Source organism: Bacillus sp. S14(2024) (assembly GCF_050473785.1).
Lineage (GTDB): Bacteria > Bacillota > Bacilli > Bacillales > Bacillaceae_G > Bacillus_A > Bacillus_A yunxiaonensis.
In genome coordinates this window covers 912,705-931,358 of sequence record NZ_JBFLUP010000006.1, presented here as the reverse complement: position 1 = coordinate 931,358, position 18,654 = coordinate 912,705, and the positions used below count along the sequence as shown (strand labels likewise).

The following is an 18,654-nucleotide window of genomic DNA, read 5'->3' as shown; positions in this document are numbered from 1 at the left end:
TGCTTTCTAAATAAAAACAAGGTTCCCCTTTTTTGAGGAACCTTGTTTTTTTAATGCATATCACTCACACCTCTTCTTGAATCGGGAAATGTATCCAGTTATGATAATTTAACATATCTGTTTCATATTGATCATTATAATCGTGGTATGAATGTACATGTGGGACAGGTATATCTACTTCTCCCTCTGTAAATCCCCTATTATTTAATAATTTACATATTTGTTCTACATCTCCGTACACATAGATGATATTATGCTGATCATACACAATCATCTCTTTACGTTCTGTTTCTCCAACCCTAGCTATCCAAATGTCATGTCTAGCATCCGTTTCAAAATAACTTTTAAATTGTAGACAATATGTCTCTACTTCCTTAAAACTTACTACATCTGGACTTTGATATCGACCTGCCTCATGAGTAGATACTCTAGGAACTTTTAAATCATAAAGAATGCCATATGGCCCTTGAAACATTTTTGCTAAATCTAACATTAAATTCACATGGTTTTCCTTCGGTGCCACAACGACTCTTTTAAAATCAGGAAATTCTTCTATTTCCCATGTATTATTATACTCAAATTTTCTATCACCTATTTTACTAATCTTCCATAACTCAACATTGTCCATATATCTCACCACTCCACATCATACATGATTTATATTTAATTAATTTTTATCAATATATAAATATTATTATATAAAAAGAACAAAAATCCCACAGTTATATCTCTTCCTCGTGTAAATATATTCTTATGTAACAGTCCAATTCTTTTTAAACAGGAGAAAATGACCTTCTATAGAATAATTTAAAATGCATATAGATAGTATTGGAGCTGAAACGGATGGATTATATAAGCTATTTAAGAAATATGGTGGGACATAAAAAAGTAATCATGGTGGCCGCAGGTTGTTTTATATGTAACGAAAAAAATGAAGTACTTCTTCAGCTGCGCTCTGATAATGGAAAATGGGGACACCCTGGCGGATTTATGGAAATTGGTGAGACTGTTGAAGATACAGTAAGAAGAGAAGTATTAGAAGAAACCGGTTTGAACTTAGGAAAACTTGAATTCTTTAATGTGTATTCTGGAAAAGAATACGAAAAAACACTATCCAATGGAGATCAACTTGCCTTAGTGAAGTTAGCTTATATTTGTAGAGATTTCCACGGAAATTTACATACTTATAACGAAGAAAGCTTACAGCTAAAATTTTTCCCCTTAGACGAATTGCCTGAATTATGGAGTGACCAACAAGTAGCTTTTGAAGATTTGTTGGAGTTTATGAAAATAAAGAATTAATTTTTCCTATTAGAATTAGATTTATACGAACTAAATTTCAATAATAAAAAAGACAAGACTGATAAGAATCTTGTCTTTTTTACTACAAATAATCTATTTTATAAAATTAAATCGCATCTTCTTTCTCAATGTTCCGAATTGCTAAGTAGGCAATCATAATTCCAACAGCTGCAAGAGCGAACTGAACTGGAATAATCGCGACCATTGAGAATGTTGGATTATAAGAACAAGCGAATGAAACGACAAACAGCGATGATAAAATTGTGATAGGGACAGAATGCTTACGCATCCCGAAATATAGCGGAATTAAACTTGTGCCAGCAGCAGCAACTGCAAATGGCACCATGTTAATCGCTTGTTGCATCCAGTCATTAATGGTTATGGAGTATGATATAAATGAAAAGTAGCTGTGCAAAGCAAAGATAGCGCCTGCAACAACTATATTAGATAGCCAAATTGTTATGAACGTGAGTATAGCTACAATGAACAATTTACTAGCAATAATTTTTTTCCTATCGATCGGATAGGAGAACATGATCAATATTGTCTTATTTTTATATTCTTCAATAACTAATTGTGCAATTAATACAGCCGCAAACACGATAAACGTTCCCCGCACCATTGCACCTATAAATAGAAAAGCTTTCTCGGAACTTTCAATAAATACATTTCCTTCTATTTGTTGTATATAGTTAAGGAAAATGAATAGGGCCGTAATGATAACATTGGCAATTAACGCTCCTTTTACATACCAGCCAAATTTAAATTTTTTCATTTCTAGCTTCATGAGCTGTAGCATAATGGCCTCTCTCCTTATTTCATCTATTTTATTTAAACAAATCCACTTGCTCTATTTTTCTTACCACCACATAAGCAATCAACAACCCTGCACAAGCTAATATAATGGGAATAAAAATAATATCGTACAACGAAAAATGAACTTTTAAGCCTGATGTTAGTAGGGACATAATAATAACTGCAGATACTATCGTTGTCCTCTCTGAATACTTTTTCATGCCAAAATATAAGGGGATTAAGCTGATTCCAGTCGCCGCGATGGCATTCATTAATAATTTAGATGCATTTTGTGAAATCATGGTCATTGTTAATCGTTCTGTTATAACTGACTCATATACATTTAATATATAAAAGAAACTAAAGATTACAATTTCAGAAATGACAATAGAAAGAAATGTAAAGGTCATAATAATGAACAATTTTGCAATCATCATTTTTTTACGACTAATCGGATACATAAACATCACTGTCATCGTCTTCTCTTGAAATTCCTGAATAATAAATTTGGAAATTAAACTTGCCCCAAATATCATAAATGTTGCTTTCACAAGAATATCAATAAACCGAAAAGCATCATCGTAACTTGTAAATTCAAGTGCTGTAACAAACCCTAACATAATAAGAAGCGCAATGAAGGCGCCTTTAATGACTGGCCATAAATTAAATTTGATAAGCTCTAATCTTATCAAATTAAGCATGGATTCCCTCTCCATTCATAAGGCTTAAGAAATAATCTTCTAGAGAGCTATGTTTCTTATTAATTCCTTCAATTACGACATCATTCATAATGAGCGTTTTGGAAATTTCTTGCTGTGTTATTGTCATTTCATAAATTCGAATCATACCTTCATTCATTACTTTAAAGTTTGTGAGACGTAATTTATTTTCTAAAATATAAACTGCTTTTTTCACATCCTGAACCGTAACCTCAACATATTCTGTTTGTTTACCATTAATACTTTTCATCGAAATTTCTTTTATTAGCTTCCCGTTTTGAATGACACCAATTGTATCTGCCATTTGTTCCATTTCACCTAAAATGTGACTGGAAACTAACAGCGTAATTCCATACTCTTTACAAAGTATTTTAAATAATTCTCTTAGTTCTTTAATGCCGATTGGATCCAAACCGTTAATTGGTTCATCTAAAATTAACAGTTCTGGTTTTGTCGTAATAGCTCTGGCAATTCCTAGTCGCTGTTTCATCCCAAGTGAAAAATCTTTTACTTGCTTGTCGTCGACATTGTGTAAGTTTACAAGGTCTAACGCTCGGTCAATCGCTTTTTTGTCATAATAACCCATATATTCACAGTGTAGATACAAATTTTCTCTAGCTGTTAATTTTTCATAAAAGATTGGGTATTCAATAATTGTCCCCATTCGCTTTAGCACTTCATATGAAGTATCCGTTAATTTCTCACCGAAAATTTCAATTTCACCGCTCGTTGGTTTGATTAAATTCGTTATCATTTTCATAATTGTTGTTTTACCAGCACCGTTTGGTCCTAAAAACCCATATATTTCACCTTGTTTCACATGCATATTTACATTAGAAATAATTTCTTTACCATGAAACACTTTCGTTAATTGATTCGTTTTCAATATATATGTCATTTTTCATGCCCCTTTCGCACTGCTCCATATTTATATAGTAAGAAATGAAATTCTCTTTTTTCTTACTGCATTCTTACAAATTTCTTAAGTTGAAAAAAAGCTTGTAGAATTTCTCTTTCTACAAGCTAAAAATTGATTCTTCTTAACATAACTGTAAATACTGTTTTTTCATATGGCGTACTAGACAGATGAATTTCTCCCCCTAACGCTTCTACAAGGCGCTTCGTAATTGTAAGTCCAAGTCCGCTGCCTTGATACAAACGATTTCGTGAATCTTCTAATGTGTACATACGTTCAAATACTTTATCAATATGAGATTCAGAGATTCCTTTTCCTTTATCCCATATGTCCACATACACAAACTTATCATCGCTTCGTAATGTAATCCCTAATGTTTTTCCATCTCCTCCATAGGCAATTGCGTTTGAAATTAGGTTATTCATAATCCTTCCGATGATTTCTGTATTTCCGTGCGCATACATTGGTGTTTCTGGTATATTAATATGAACATTAAATCCTTGCGTTGTTAATAAATCATAAAACGATAACATATGTTCCTGACAAATTTCATTCATATGAATCCGCGTCATTGCAATATCTTTATCGCCGGATTCTAGTTTTGCCAGATCGAAAAATTTACGAATAAGCTCTAGTACTTCTAACGTTTTCGTATGAACTTTTTCTAGTAATATCTTTCTCTCTTCTTCATTTATCGTTTCATCTACATTTAACATTTCGACATAACCGAGAATCACAGTAAGCGGTGTCTTTAAATCATGTGAAATATTAGAAAGCATCTTTCTCATTGAAATTTCCAGCTTCGAATGCTCGGCAATTGTTTTTTTCTTTTCATCTAGCAAATAATTAATTGCCACTAATAATGATTTCAATTCTTTATCATCTGTTACTACTAATAAATTTTCACTCGTTTGCTTCTCTACAATATCCTGCAATTTTTCATATGTATAGCGTAAATTTGCACTTCGATTTTTCCCCGTGCAATATTGAAAATAAATAATACCAATTAATATAAAAATAATAGCCGTTAAAAATAAAACCATTTTATATCACTTCCAACTTATAACCGATACCCCATAGTGTCTTAATGTACTGCGGCTGAGATGGATCGTCCTCAATTTTCTCTCGCAGCCTTCTCATATGAACATTAATGACGTTCTCATCACCGTAATATTCTTCATTCCAAATTAAGCTATAAATTTGTGCCTTCGTGAACACGCGATTTTGATTCGTCGCAAATAGCTTTAAAAGCTCAAACTCTTTCGATGTAAGTTTAATAGCCTCGTCGTTTTTTTGAACAGTAAAATTAGCCGTATCAATTTTTAAATTCCCGATCATAATCATGTCATCTTGTTTTTGCTGCGGGGCGGAATACGTAGTCGACCGGCGAATTCCAGCCTTGACCCGCGCAGACAACTCAATCATAGAAAACGGCTTACAAATATAATCATCTGCGCCAAGCCCAAGTCCTAACGCCTTATCAAGATCCGTATCCTTTGCTGACATAATTAAAATCGGAACCGAACTCTTTTTCCGAATTATATTCATCACTTCTAATCCATCCATTTTAGGCATCATAATATCAAGAATGATTAAATCAAATCGCTCTTGTAAAAACTTAGCAAGCCCTTCTTCTCCATCAGAAGCTGTCGCTACAGTAAACCCCTCTTTTGTTAAATAGCTTTCCACCATTTCACGGATAGATAAATCATCTTCTACTAATAAAATATTATGTCGCACACCATCACCCGTTTTCTTGAAAATTTATAATTATATTGTAATACGGTGGTTGAATTTGGTAAATAAAATATACGGAGTGGATCACATATAAATATAACCATGTTCCTATCATTCTTTTATCCCGACTAGTATGTAGTATAGTTCCTCGTTTCAATTCCTCATATATGAATACAATTACATTCAAACAGTCTCTATTTCCGAAAAACGAAATATTCAATATGTCCATTTTTTGGACAAGTATACAAGCAAAAGAGGCACAAATTCATATAATTAAATTATATTTTAACAGAAAGGAGTTTTATTATTCTTGTCAGCAAAACACTCTAACTCTTATGGGTATCCTGCTCCAGCTCCAAAATATCTAAGGGAATCCGCTGTGTTTACGACAGGATCTATATGGAGAAACCCTAATACCGAGATCGTAATCGTCACGCTTTTAAATGAGGATTACAACATGCCTCAAACCGTCACCGTATCCGTATTAGATTGGCAAAATACGTGTAATCCAGCCGAAGTTTCCAAGTCTGCATTTTTATGTGGACAAGTCGTCAATCCACCTTTAAACACTGCACAAACGATTCAACCTCAGCAAAGCAGCATCGTTTCGCCTGACAACGTCCAACCGATTCTCACACCGTTTACGTTTACAATTCCTCCTCGCAATCTTCTCGTGATTCATGCATTTCTTCCAAATCCTTTTCAGCAGCCAAGTCCTTGCTACGAAGTACTTGTGACTCCTCAACATGGACCTGCCAAATGTGTCATCATGAACACATTTGGAGTCAATACTGCGGGTGTTCCGCAAGAAGGAAATACAATCTTGCATCATCAGTTTTCACCTACTCCTGTCATCTCACATGCTCTCCCGCATTATCCTTTCGCTCCGCTTAGCCCTGTCACTCCATAAGGAAACAGATCATTATATCATCCACAATTTTGGATATACGAGCGAAAAGCCCCTTTAGTTCATACACTGAAGGGGCTTATTGTTAATTGAATCGATACATCGACTACCGATTCGTTTTAACACATTTCCAAAAGAAGTCCTTTACGACAAATTTTCCATTGTCATTACATACAAAACTTTTATAAACCCTTCCTTTTCCCCAAAAATATTCTTCACCCTTATATTCGCTCTTTTGAGTAAAAAGGTTCAAAAAATTTTTTATGAATACAAAAAACTATTTAAAAAGTATAAAGAACCTGTGGAGGGTTCTTCATGGACTCTCTTCAACCAAACCTGTCGTTGCTCCCCCATGTTTATCCCGCTATTAAAGACCGCCAATCCATTCCCCATCCGAAAGCCCCTATAGAACTTCTTAATTACCTATAGTGCCGCTTCATTTCTTCCCCTAACAATGATATGATGGAGTTCACTATGAATGTTTACAATTTACTTTATATAAAAGGAGATTTCATATGTCAGAGAATAAAAAAGTAAGCCTAGCGGATTTAATGCGTGAGCAACTTGCAAAGAAAAAGCAAGGAAATGGAAATGGATCAAATGCTAAAAATCAAAGTCAAGGAACGAAGAAATTGCAAAATCAACAAACGAAGAAACCAAACAATCAACGCAGACGCACAGGTGTATAAATGAACGGACAGAAACGCGTGAATATATCGCCTGGTCTAGAAGTTGATATTGTACTAAAACAAGATCAGCGTACAGGAAAATTAACAAGAGGTATTGTGAAGGATATTTTAACAAATTCTCCTTCACATCCACACGGTATTAAAGTCCGCCTTCAAGATGGACAGGTCGGTCGTGTGAAAAATATTATTTCATAAGAAAAGGAGCTCATTTTTGAATATGAGCTCCTTTTCTTATGTGACTTTTCGTTGAATAGTCGATATATTGTACATTTAGCCTTTGATTTTTTTTATGAACACCACTTTTAAATAATCACCTTCTGGAAACTGTGAAATGGTACGGAAGTCCTCTGGCAATGAATGTTCTTCTAACACTTTATACTTTCCGTTCATTTCTTTAAATGCCGTATCAATGAAGCTTTTGAACTTTTTCATACCGAAGGCACTGCAATTTGTAGAAGCTACGATAATACCGTTATTTTCTGTAATCGCAATTGCTTCTTTTAATAAGTTTTTATAATCTTTCGCAGCACTAAATGTATATTTTTTTGAACGTGCAAAGCTTGGCGGATCTAGAATGACCATATCAAACTTCAACGCTTTCTTTACTGCATATTTGAAATAGTGAAATACGTCTTCTACGATAATATCTTGCGCCTCATAGTCAACGCCGTTCACGCTAAATTGTTCAATTGTTTTACTTAAGCTGCGGTTCGCAAGGTCAACACTTGTCGTCTTTGCCGCTCCTCCAAGTGCTGCAAAAACAGAAAACGCACCTGTGTAGGAGAACATATTCAAGACTGTCTTGCCATTTGCATACTTATCGCGAATTTGCTTTCTAACATTACGTTGATCTAAAAATACGCCGACCATTGCCCCGTCGTTTAAATACACCGCAAAGTTTACACCGTTCTCTTTGACGATAATCGGAAACTCTCCGCGTTCCCCTATTACGAAATCGTCTTCTTCCATATATTGACCTTTCGTATCAAAGCGCTTTTTCTGATAGATCGCTTTAAATTCAGTCACATTCTGCAAGGACTCGATAATTTCTTTACTAAATTGATAAATTCCCTCGCTGTACCAGCTAATAACGTAATACCCGTCATAATAATCAATGATTAAACCGCCAATTCCATCACCTTCACCGTTGAACACGCGAAATGCTGTTGTATCTGAATCTTCATAGAAGTTTTTACGTTTACTTAATGCTGATTTCAGCTTTTTTTCAAAAAAGGCTTGGTCGATTTGTTCTTGTTGTTTACTTGTTAGAACCCAGCCGTATCCTTTATTTTGCTTTCCGTAATATCCTGTACCGATAAACTTATTTTTGTCGTCTACAAGTTTTACGATTGCACCTTCTACATTTACATCGTGTAAATTTATAATCGCTTCTTTCGAAATAAGTGGATATCCACTTTTTAATTCGTTTGCATATTTCATCTTAACTTTTAAAACAACTTCTGTTTTCATCACATATCCTACCTTTCAATTTCAATGCTTTCTAGCTATTCAGAAAGGCTTATACGAAGTCAGAAGCTTGATCACAACTTATCTTATGTATGAAACCACTCTATATTAGAAGCATATATATTCATAAAATGAAATAGGGCTGTTTATATAAGTATCCCCCATAAACAGTCCCTTCTAACTATACCACGTTATTCTTTTATCCACATAACAAGCTCTTACCCCTTTTTATGAAAAAAATTAGGAGTGAGTATTTGATTTGGATAAGGCTTATGATAAATGTGCGTTGCTGCAGGAGATACAGGCGGAATCAACCATACCCAATTCCCTGTTACAAGACGGCCGCATGCTGCTTCTTGCTTCTCAAATTGACTAAATTGCTGAGCGGCTGTATGGTGATCTACAATGGTTACCCCTTGTTTTCTGAAAGAATGTAAAACTGCTACATTTAATTCTATTAATGCCTTGTCTTTCCAAAGTGTACTGTTTCTTGATGTATCTAGCCCCATCATCTCCGCAACAGCTGGAAGAAGATTATAACGATCCTGATCAGCTAAGTTGCGCGCTCCTATTTCTGTTCCCATATACCAGCCATTAAAGGGCGCGGCTGTGTAAAAAATACCGCCAATTTCTAAGCGCATATCAGAAATCATCGGAACGCCGTACCACTTTGCTTCCAAAGAGGAGAAAGGATACTCTGGATGTTCTAACGGTACTTCTTTTACATATTCTTCTGGGATTGGCATATAAACTGGTTCGTTTCCATCAATTGAGAATACAAGCGGCAACACATCAAAATATGTCCCCTTGCCACTCCAGCCAAGCTCCTGACAAACTTTCGAAAATGATAGGGAATGAGAATCACCGATAATACCTTGCTCGGTTTCATATCCCGCATAACGAATCAACTGGTGATTATAAATTTGAATTTGATTATGCTCACCTTGATATTGTTTAAAAATAGTAATTGTAGGTAGGATTTTCCCGTCATTGGTAGCATATTGAATATGATGAAGCAATGCCTCATATATACCTTCTGCGTCATTTACATCGCGCGCGTCTAATACATGAAGCTTATTCCAAAAAAGACGACCGATGCAGCGATTACTATTTCTCCACGCCATTCGCGCTCCGTGAACAAGTTCTTCAAAAGTATGTTCATACGTTCCTGTATTTTGTATTTCAGCTTCAATTTGTGATAATCTATCTTGTATTTCATGAGATTTTTCTAGCTCATTGTAGCAATCTGTAATAAAATTAGTTGCTTCCTCTAACAGTTTTTTCGTTTTAATCATAACGTCTCCTTCTATTCCTGTATAACATCCTCTATTATACATAACAACTTCCACTCATGCACATACTCTAATATTCACTGAAAAACATGCAATGAAAAAGAACACCAAAAATGGTGTTCTCTCCTTTATTTCGCAAAAAACAGCAAATATATAACCCCAATAATAAAGAACGTTCCACAACAAGCTAACAATACTTTTGCAAGTTTGTCCATAAACATAGCCGTTTCCCCTTTGCTTGTTTTCCTACTTCAGTTCTACAACTGTAACACCAAGGCCTCCCTCGCCCATATCACCATAACGGAAGCTTTTCACGCCGCGATGGTTTTTCAAGTAATCTTGTACGCCTTGGCGCAGTGCTCCTGTTCCTTTCCCATGAATAATGGAAACGCGTGGATAGCTTGCGAGCTGTGCATCATCTAAATATTTTTCAACACGTGCCATCGCGTCTTCAAAGCGTTCGCCGCGCAGATCAAGCTCTAAAGAAACGTGATAGTCTCTTCCTTTTACTGCTGTCACTGCCTTTTTCTCAACAGGGGCTGGTGTATTAATATATTCCATATCGGACTCTTTTACTTTCATTTTCAGAATTCCAATTTGGACGTTCCATTCGTTGTCACTTACTTTTTTAAGAAGCTGACCTTTTTGACCGAACGTTAATACCTTCACTTCGTCGCCTGGCTGCAGCACTTGTTTTGGTGCTGTGTTTTTCACATTGATTTTTTGTTTTTTCACAAGCTCTGGTGCTGCTCCCGCTAAACGGCTTTTTGCCTCAATTAGCTCGTGGTCTTTAATATCAGCAAGCTTTGCTTTTCGCAATTGACGCAGTTCACGAATAATTTCTTCTGCTTCTTTCTTAGCAGCTTCAACCTTTTCTTCGCCTTCTTTTTGCGCTTTTAATAATCTTTCATCACGTTCTTCGTTAAATTCAATAATTTGACGCTGCAATTCTTTATGAAGTTTTTCAGATTGCTTGCGAAGCTCTTCTGCTTCATTCCATTCACGCTCAGCATTCTTTTGACTTTCTTCCAGCTTAGCAATCATATTTTCTACTTTATTTGACTCTGTACTAATATGACCACGAGCACGGTCAATTACGCGGTCAGATAAACCAAGACGTTTTGAAATTTCAAAAGCGTTACTTCGCCCTGGTACACCAATTAATAATTTGTAAGTTGGGCTTAATGTATTTACATCAAACTCAACACTCGCGTTAATTACTTGTTCACGATTATATCCGTATGCTTTTAACTCTGGATAATGCGTCGTTGCGACAACGCGCGCACCGCGATTATACACTTCATCTAAAATTGAAATTGCAAGCGCAGCTCCTTCTTGCGGATCTGTTCCTGCTCCTAATTCATCAAACAGAACTAAACTTTCAAAATCAGCTTGCTCTAAAATATCAACAATGTTCACCATGTGAGATGAGAATGTACTTAAGCTTTGTTCAATAGATTGCTCATCTCCAATATCAGCAAAAACATGTTTAAACACACAAATTTCTGATTCATCAAGAACAGGAATTTGCAGACCAGATTGCGCCATTAATATACAAATCCCTACCGTTTTTAATGTAACGGTTTTACCACCTGTATTCGGTCCAGTTATAACGATTGTTGTAAAGTCTTTTCCAAGCACAATATCGTTTGGTACAACGACTTTAGGATCAATAAGCGGATGGCGCGCTTGGCGTAAATTCATATAACGCTCATTGTTCAAAATTGGTTTCGTTGCTTTTAATCGTTTCGCATAAAAAGCTTTTGCGAAAATAAAATCTAACTCTGCCACAATATCAACGTTCTCTAAAACAACATCAGCCTCAGCAGCAACTTCTTCTGTTAACATCATTAAAATGCGTTCTACTTCTTGTTTTTCTTTTACTCGTGCTTCTTGCAGTGTGTTATTCAATTCAACAATCACTTGCGGCTCGATAAATAATGTTTGTCCTGAAGCAGACTGATCATGAACGATACCACCGTATACACCGCGATATTCTTGTTTAACAGGAATTACATAGCGATCGTTACGAATCGTTACAATCGCATCTGATAACATCTTCTGTGCGTTAGAAGAACGCGTCATATTTTCAAGTTTCTCACGAATGCGACTTTCCGCTGTGCGAATTTGCTGGCGAATACCGCGTAGTTTTTCACTTGCGCTATCAACTACTTCTCCGCCATCACTAATGCAGTTCGTAATTTTCTTTTCTAAATCATATAAAGATATAATGCGTGCTACATACGTTTCTAAAATTGGAAGTTCAACGCCGTTTTCAATCATATCTTCAATAAATCGTTTTATTTGACGGCTGCCATACATCGTGCTAGCAATATCAAGCAGTTCATGCGGACTTAACATACTGCCAATTTTCGCACGCTTTACATTTGGACGAATATCAAAAATCCCGCCAAGCGGCACATGCCCTTTTAAACGGATCACTTTTGCTGCTTCATCTGTTGTTTCTTGAAGCTCTACCACTTCTTCATAATTCGTGCTCGGCATAAGCCCTTTCACTTTATCACGACCAAGTGAAGAAGCAACGTGCTCAAGCAATTGTTCTTTTATTTTGTCATATTCTAATACCCGCAACGTTCGTTCTAACATAGTTGCTTGTCCCCCTTGTGTTACTTATTACGCTTAATATAATCTAATAAACGTTCAATATCCCATGTATTAATAACTGTATCTTTTTGAATCCAACCTTTTCGCGCGGCAGCAACACCAATTTCCATGTCCTCGAGCATTTCAAGCGTATGAGCATCTGTGTTAATTGCGATTTTCACGCCTGCATCTTGCGCTTGTTTTAACAGTTTAGCACTTAAATCTAAACGATTTGGATTTGCATTTAATTCAAGTACAGTATTTGTTTCTTTCGCAAGCTCAATTAAGAAATCTGTATCGACATCATATCCTTCACGTCGACCAATTAAGCGGCCCGTTGGATGTGCAATCATTGTCACATGATGATTTTCAATTGCCGTGCGAAGGCGCTTCATAATTGTTTCACGATCTTGTGAGAAGCTAGAATGAATAGCACCAATGACATAATCAAGCTTCTCTAATACTTCATCATCAAAATCAAGGGTTGCATCCGGTAAAATGTCCATTTCAATACCACGTAAAATGGTGATATCCGGATACTTTTCATTGATGCGTTCAATTTCTTTTCCTTGCTCACGAAGACGCTCTTTCGTTAAACCATTCGCTACCTTTAAATATTGGGAATGGTCGGTAATCGCCATGTACTTATATCCTCGAGCGCGGCATGCTTGTACCATTTCCTCAATAGAAAAAGCACCATCACTCCACGTCGTATGCATGTGTAAATCACCTTGAATATGAGAAAACTGAATCAGATTCGGATACTGTTCAATTAGGTCAATTTCTTTGCCATCTTCACGCACTTCTGGCGGAATAAACGGTAACCCAAAATGAGCAAAAAAGGCTTCCTCTGTTTCAAATGTCTTCACTTCACCCGTTTCTAAGTTTTCAACACCGTATTCACTAATTTTTTCACCCTTATCTTTCGCAATTTGGCGCATTCTTACATTATGGTCTTTTGAACCTGTGAAATGATGAAGAGTTGTAATAAATTCTTCCGGCTTAACAAGACGGAAATCAATAGAAATATCGTACTCATACTGAAGACGTACAGAAACTTTTGTATCTCCGCTTGCAATGACTTCAATCATATTATCAAACTGTAATAAATGCTCCCGCACCTTTTCTGGTTCTGTAGTTGCAATAATAAAGTCTAAATCTTTCACTGTTTCGCGAACACGGCGCAAACTACCAGCACGGGAATACCGAATAATTTCTGGCACATTCGACAATTTCCGTTCTATTTCCCCGGCAATAGGAAGTACCATCGCTACCGGAAGACGCTCTGGACGAGAACCAACTTGAGCGATTGCTTCTAGTATTTTCTCTTCTGTTTTCTTACCAAATCCAGCAAGTGCTTGAATTTGATTCTCCTCACAAGCTTTCTTTAATGTTTCCATATCTACAACGCCAAGTTCTTTATATAATTTCGCTACTTTTTTACCGCCAAGGCCTGGCAATTTTAAAAGCGGCAATAAGCTGCTCGGTACTTCATTTTCCAGCTCCGCAAGCACTTCTGACGTTCCAACTTCAATATATTCTGCAATCACGGCTGCTGTTCCTTTTCCGATGCCTGGTATTTTCGTAAAATCTTCAATCTCTGAAAGGCTGCGATCATCACTTTCTAGTGCCGCTGCCGCTTTACGAAATGCTGATATTTTAAAGGGATTTTCACCTTTTAGCTCCATAAAAAGTGCAATCGTCTCAAGTAGTTTAATCACTTGCTTTTTATTTACTTTCATTCTTCTCCCGCCTTCCCATCATAGAAAAAAACTTCTCTTTCTAAAAAAGAGAAGTTATACCTTGCCACCTGTCTGCCATAATTCCTTAACTTTTTCAGAAAGAATTGGTGTATCATTTACAATTACTTTGCTTATTGTTGATGTATTTAGCGACGTTTGCACTTGTCCAACTGGAAGTATTGTACCAATCACAATTAATACGAACAATATAATATACACCTCTAAAAAACCTAAGATGGCTCCGCCTAATGCGTTAATCTGTTTCAAAACAGGGATTTCTGTAAACATATTCAAAAGCTGTCCCAGTAACGTTAACGCGATTTTTGTAATGATAAATAATGCGATAAACGCAATTGCTTGATAAAAAACTGTTTCCATATTATTTGCATTAATCCAATTCGGCACATTTGTTTCTGGCTTAAATGGATACGGAATGATTTTTTGCAGTGCAGGCGCTAAATCTTTGCAATACCAATATGCCACAAGATAGGCAATAATAAAGCTTGCTAACTTTACAAGTTGCAGTACAAGCCCTCTTCTAAGACCAAGAAGAAAACCCATAACAAGCAATACAATGATTATAATATCAACCATGTTATTCCATTCCTTTTTGTTTCATTCTTTCTTTCAACTTTTCATTTTCTTCTTTTAATTTTATGTAATCATGCACGACATTGACTGCCGTCAACACCGCCAATCGATTTGTGTCAAGCGAAGGATTCTTAGCATTCAGTTCGCGCATTTTATCATCCACAATCGCCGCGACTATGCGTATATGACTTGTACTTTCATCGCCAACAACTGAATATTGTTGACCGTAAATTTCTACATTAATTTTACTTCGATTTCCTTTTTGTTGTGACAACTTACTGTCCTCCAATCCCGTACAGAATCCTACAGATTATCATACCATGAAAAAACATGATATGGAAACAGAAACAACAATTCGATATGATAAAAACATAAATAATGAAAAAGGAGCAATCATTTTGTCAAATTCTATTGTTATTCAAGTAAGTTCCACTGTTATAGAGGACATGAAAACAAAATACGCACAAGCATTGCAGCCAAAAATCCCCCAAGGCGGTATCTTCATGGCAAAGGTTCCATCTTGCACAATTACGGCCTATAAATCAGGAAAAGTAATGTTTCAAGGCGGACGTGCAACTGAAGAATCTAGTCGTTGGGAGGTAAATGCCGCTGCGCCGAAAGCTTCTGTAAAGAAAAGTGTAAATGACCATTCCTATGCACCGCCAGCTTCCATCAGTGCGATGTCTATTCTCGGCTCAGATGAAGTCGGAACAGGAGATTATTTTGGACCGATGACAGTTGTTGCAGTATATGTCGATGCAACACAAATTCCATTATTAAAAGAACTTGGCGTCAAAGACTCAAAAAACTTAAATGATACACAAATTTGTGAAATTGCAAAACAACTACTGGCGGTTGTCCCTTACAGTTCCCTTGTTCTTCACAACGAAAAATATAACGAAATGTTTGAAAAAGGCTACAATCAAGGACAACTAAAGGCAATGCTTCATAATAAAGCCATTACAAACTTATTGGCTAAGATGGCACCAACGAAACCAGAAGGCATATTAATTGATCAGTTCACACAGCCAGCTACATATTATAAATATTTAGCCAAACAAAAAAACGTTCAACGCGAAAACGTATATTTCGCTACAAAAGGCGAAAGTGTACATATCGCTGTTGCAGCAGCCTCCATTTTAGCCCGTTATTCCTTTGTAAAACAGTTTGATGAACTGAGCAAAAAAGCGGGTATGACACTGCCGAAAGGCGCTGGGAATCAAGTCGATATTGCAGCTGCGAAATTGATTCAAAGGCTTGGGAAAGACAGATTACCTGAGTTTGTGAAATTACATTTTGCAAATACGGAAAAGGCGTTTCGATTGTTGAAGAAATAGCTATTCTTCAGTATGGGCAGGATACGAAATGAATAAACAAGAAGACACGAATGATTAGCTCGTGTCTTCTTGTTTTTATCCCGCCATTCGCGCCCCCATCTCAAGATGTAAAGAGAAACGAAGCAGATAGGTGGGGTGGCAACTGCTGGCATGCGCCCGATTGGTGAGAGCTTCCCATCAGTGGGGATCCCCACTGATGGGAGTTTCACTTTATTCTTTAAACAAATTTGTAATTTGTTTTGAAGCTTCTTTCAAATCATAAAACTCAACATGTTCTTTCTCTGGCGTATCTTTATGTCCAATTACAATTTCCCCGTCATCTTCTATCCAAACAAAGTAGTTTTCAATCAATCCATCACCATAATCAATAGACATATTGTAACTAATAGAGGATTTAGTTTCTTCATCTAGTGATAGTGTTTTCGGTTCATCCCCGTTTTCTGCCAATCCAACTTGCTCCATCGCAGATACAAGTTGTTTTATATCATTTTCTTTTTGCAATACTTTCGTACCTTTCGTTTTCGTAGATGTTAACTGAATTTCCTTTATTTCTTTTCCTTGAAACGTAACAACCTTTGCCTCTTGTGATGTCGGAACTACTTTTTCTTGTTTTTCTTTTTCATTTCCGCATGCACTTAAGCTGATTAGCATGATCGCTAAGAAACATACTATTCTTTTTTTCACAAATTCAGCTCCTTTCTACTTTACGTATTGTTTCTCCTTATCCAATACCTCTCCCTGCTCAAAAGAAAAATAAAAAGGTATATCAAACAGCTTAATTGCCGTTGATATACCTTTTTTCAATCTTAAAATTCCGCAGAACCTGGTGTTCTTGGGAATGGAATTACGTCACGAATGTTAGCCATACCAGTGATGTACATTAAGAAACGTTCGAAACCAAGACCGAACCCAGCGTGTTTTGTACCGCCGTATTTTCTAAGCTCTAAGTACCACCAGTAGTCTTCTTCGTTCATGCCTAGTTCTTTAATTCTGTCTACTAAAACATCCATTCTTTCTTCACGTTGACTTCCGCCGATTAATTCGCCGATGCCAGGAACAAGTAAGTCTGTTGCAGCTACTGTTTTACCGTCATCGTTCATACGCATGTAGAATGCTTTAATATCTTTTGGATAGTCTGTTACGAATACAGGGCGTTTAAAGATTTGTTCTGATAAGTATCTTTCGTGCTCTGTTTGTAAGTCAATACCCCATTCTACTGGGTATTTGAAGTCTGCACCTGATTCTTGAAGCACTTTAATTGCTTCTGTATATGTGATGCGACCAAAGTCAGAGTTGATTACGTTATTCATGCGCTCAAGAACTGTTTTATCAACGAAGCTGTTGAAGAATTCCATTTCTTCTGGTGCATGCTCTAATACGTATTTCATTGCATATTTCAGCATATCTTCTGTAAGATCCATTACATCTTCTAATTCAGCGAATGCAATCTCAGGCTCAACCATCCAGAATTCAGCAGCATGGCGAGTTGTGTTAGAGTTTTCAGCGCGGAACGTTGGACCGAATGTATATACATCGCGGAACGCTAATGCATACGCTTCAGCATTCAATTGTCCACTTACTGTTAAGTTCGTTTCTCTGCCGAAGAAGTCTTTTGAATCATCTACTTTTCCATCTTCACCTTTTGGCAAGTTGTTCATATCCTGCGTTGTTACGCGGAACATTTCACCTGCACCTTCAGTATCACTACCTGTAATAATTGGTGTATGAACATGTACAAAGCCGCGCTCTTGGAAGAACTTATGAATTGCATAAGCTGCAATTGAACGCACACGGAACGTTGCCGAGAATGCATTCGTTCTTGGGCGTAAATGAGCGATTGTACGTAAGTACTCAAACGTGTGACGTTTCTTTTGTAATGGGTAATCAGAATCTGATAATCCCTCGATTTCGATTTTGTCCGCTTTAATTTCAAACGGTTGCTTTGCAGTTGGAGTTGCGATTAACGTTCCTTCTACTTTAATAGAAGAGCTTAACGGAAGCTTCGCAATTTCGTTAAAGTTATCTAGTTCTGTATCGAAAACGATTTGAACACTTTTAAAGAAGCTACCATCGTTTAATTCGATAAAACCAAATACTTTTGAATCACGTAAGTTACGGATCCAACCTGATACTTGAATTTTTTGATCTACATACTTATCAGTTTCTCTATACAGACTTTTTACTAATGTGTTTTCCATATTGAAATTCTCCTTTACTTATATTTAAATACAAAAAAACCTTCCATCCATAAAGGGACGAAAGGTTAAACTTCGCGGTACCACCCAATTTGTCATAAAGACCAGCTCTAACTCGTATGTATTACACATACTTCCCGGTTTGTAACAGGCCGGATTCCCGTCTAAGTCTACTCTTGAACACACGTTTCAATTTCGGTTAGCAACTCCAAGGTGTTCTTCACATATACCGCCTCATCAGGCTCGCACCATCCCTGACTCGCTTTGGATTATAGTATATACTACTCTTCCTTATCATCGTCTTTCATTTTTTTAAACTAAAATTAATGTACTACATTCGATGGAAAGATGCAAGTTGTCC

19 protein-coding genes and 1 other annotated feature are annotated in these 18,654 nt (G+C 36.5%); of the genes, 5 read left to right on the top strand and 14 right to left on the bottom strand.

Annotation, left to right across the window (positions count from 1 at the left end; translation table 11 throughout):
* Positions 1 to 64: 64 nt before the first annotated feature.
* The gene (locus AB1279_RS05020; RefSeq protein WP_429758048.1) at positions 65 to 628 is read right to left on the bottom strand and encodes a hypothetical protein; all 564 of its coding nucleotides are present in this window, start codon (positions 626 to 628) and stop codon (positions 65 to 67) included.
* 215 nt (positions 629 to 843) lie between these two features.
* Here AB1279_RS05020 and AB1279_RS05015 point away from each other — a divergent pair, with 215 nt between their 5' ends.
* A complete protein-coding gene (locus AB1279_RS05015) occupies positions 844 to 1,302 on the top strand; it encodes an NUDIX hydrolase (protein WP_429758047.1) in 459 nt (152 codons plus the stop codon).
* A gap of 106 nt (positions 1,303 to 1,408) precedes the next feature.
* Here the strand turns inward: AB1279_RS05015 and AB1279_RS05010 are convergent, their stop codons facing one another.
* The 5 genes from AB1279_RS05010 to AB1279_RS04990 form a co-directional block, all read right to left on the bottom strand.
* Positions 1,409 to 2,101 carry an ABC transporter permease gene (locus AB1279_RS05010; RefSeq protein WP_429758046.1) on the bottom strand — a complete coding sequence of 231 codons (693 nt, stop codon included), beginning with the start codon at positions 2,099 to 2,101 and terminating at the stop codon, positions 1,409 to 1,411.
* Between the two features lie 28 nt (positions 2,102 to 2,129).
* On the bottom strand, positions 2,130 to 2,798 hold the full coding sequence (locus AB1279_RS05005) for an ABC transporter permease (RefSeq protein WP_429758045.1): 669 nt from the start codon (positions 2,796 to 2,798) through the stop codon (positions 2,130 to 2,132).
* The gene (locus AB1279_RS05000) at positions 2,791 to 3,714 is read right to left on the bottom strand and encodes an ABC transporter ATP-binding protein (RefSeq protein ID WP_429758044.1); all 924 of its coding nucleotides are present in this window, start codon (positions 3,712 to 3,714) and stop codon (positions 2,791 to 2,793) included. Before AB1279_RS05000 ends, AB1279_RS05005 begins: the two co-directional genes overlap by 8 nt.
* Before the next feature lie 125 nt (positions 3,715 to 3,839).
* Complete coding sequence (locus AB1279_RS04995) at positions 3,840 to 4,775, bottom strand: ATP-binding protein (RefSeq protein ID WP_429758043.1); 936 nt, start codon at positions 4,773 to 4,775, stop codon at positions 3,840 to 3,842.
* Position 4,776: 1 nt separating this feature from the next.
* Positions 4,777 to 5,472, bottom strand: a complete 696-nt coding sequence (locus AB1279_RS04990) for a response regulator transcription factor (protein WP_429758042.1) — start codon at positions 5,470 to 5,472, stop codon at positions 4,777 to 4,779.
* Positions 5,473 to 5,926: 454 nt separating this feature from the next.
* On the opposite strand from AB1279_RS04990, the gene AB1279_RS04985 reads away from it, so the two are divergent.
* The 3 genes from AB1279_RS04985 (at position 5,927) to AB1279_RS04975 (ending at position 7,260) form a co-directional block, all read left to right on the top strand.
* Positions 5,927 to 6,379 carry a hypothetical protein gene (locus AB1279_RS04985; RefSeq protein WP_429758041.1) on the top strand — a complete coding sequence of 151 codons (453 nt, stop codon included), beginning with the start codon at positions 5,927 to 5,929 and terminating at the stop codon, positions 6,377 to 6,379.
* A gap of 512 nt (positions 6,380 to 6,891) precedes the next feature.
* Positions 6,892 to 7,065 (top strand): hypothetical protein, encoded by a 174-nt coding sequence (locus AB1279_RS04980; protein ID WP_429753655.1) that lies wholly within the window; start codon positions 6,892 to 6,894, stop codon positions 7,063 to 7,065.
* On the top strand, positions 7,066 to 7,260 hold the full coding sequence (locus tag AB1279_RS04975; protein WP_429753654.1) for a YwbE family protein: 195 nt from the start codon (positions 7,066 to 7,068) through the stop codon (positions 7,258 to 7,260).
* 75 nt (positions 7,261 to 7,335) lie between these two features.
* Here AB1279_RS04975 and AB1279_RS04970 read toward each other — a convergent pair whose 3' ends face one another.
* From AB1279_RS04970 to zapA, 6 genes are all read right to left on the bottom strand, one after another.
* Complete coding sequence (locus AB1279_RS04970) at positions 7,336 to 8,535, bottom strand: class I SAM-dependent rRNA methyltransferase (RefSeq protein WP_429758040.1); 1,200 nt, start codon at positions 8,533 to 8,535, stop codon at positions 7,336 to 7,338.
* A gap of 215 nt (positions 8,536 to 8,750) precedes the next feature.
* A complete protein-coding gene (locus AB1279_RS04965) occupies positions 8,751 to 9,827 on the bottom strand; it encodes a nitric oxide synthase oxygenase (protein ID WP_429758039.1) in 1,077 nt (358 codons plus the stop codon).
* 243 nt (positions 9,828 to 10,070) lie between these two features.
* A complete protein-coding gene (locus tag AB1279_RS04960) occupies positions 10,071 to 12,431 on the bottom strand; it encodes an endonuclease MutS2 (RefSeq protein WP_336481886.1) in 2,361 nt (786 codons plus the stop codon).
* A gap of 20 nt (positions 12,432 to 12,451) precedes the next feature.
* Positions 12,452 to 14,170 (bottom strand): DNA polymerase/3'-5' exonuclease PolX, encoded by a 1,719-nt coding sequence (gene polX, locus AB1279_RS04955; protein ID WP_429758038.1) that lies wholly within the window; start codon positions 14,168 to 14,170, stop codon positions 12,452 to 12,454.
* Between the two features lie 54 nt (positions 14,171 to 14,224).
* Positions 14,225 to 14,764, bottom strand: a complete 540-nt coding sequence (locus AB1279_RS04950; RefSeq protein WP_336481888.1) for a CvpA family protein — start codon at positions 14,762 to 14,764, stop codon at positions 14,225 to 14,227.
* A 1-nt stretch (position 14,765) separates the two neighbouring features.
* The gene (gene zapA / locus AB1279_RS04945) at positions 14,766 to 15,035 is read right to left on the bottom strand and encodes a cell division protein ZapA (RefSeq protein WP_154709943.1); all 270 of its coding nucleotides are present in this window, start codon (positions 15,033 to 15,035) and stop codon (positions 14,766 to 14,768) included.
* Between the two features lie 124 nt (positions 15,036 to 15,159).
* On the opposite strand from zapA, the gene rnhC reads away from it, so the two are divergent.
* A complete protein-coding gene (gene rnhC / locus AB1279_RS04940; protein WP_429761301.1) occupies positions 15,160 to 16,098 on the top strand; it encodes a ribonuclease HIII in 939 nt (312 codons plus the stop codon).
* Positions 16,099 to 16,308: 210 nt separating this feature from the next.
* Here rnhC and AB1279_RS04935 read toward each other — a convergent pair whose 3' ends face one another.
* Positions 16,309 to 16,782, bottom strand: a complete 474-nt coding sequence (locus AB1279_RS04935; protein WP_429758037.1) for a hypothetical protein — start codon at positions 16,780 to 16,782, stop codon at positions 16,309 to 16,311.
* 122 nt (positions 16,783 to 16,904) lie between these two features.
* On the bottom strand, positions 16,905 to 18,296 hold the full coding sequence (gene asnS / locus AB1279_RS04930; RefSeq protein WP_429758036.1) for an asparagine--tRNA ligase: 1,392 nt from the start codon (positions 18,294 to 18,296) through the stop codon (positions 16,905 to 16,907).
* 50 nt (positions 18,297 to 18,346) lie between these two features.
* Positions 18,347 to 18,600 (bottom strand) — a binding site (T-box leader).
* Positions 18,601 to 18,654: the final 54 nt, after the last annotated feature.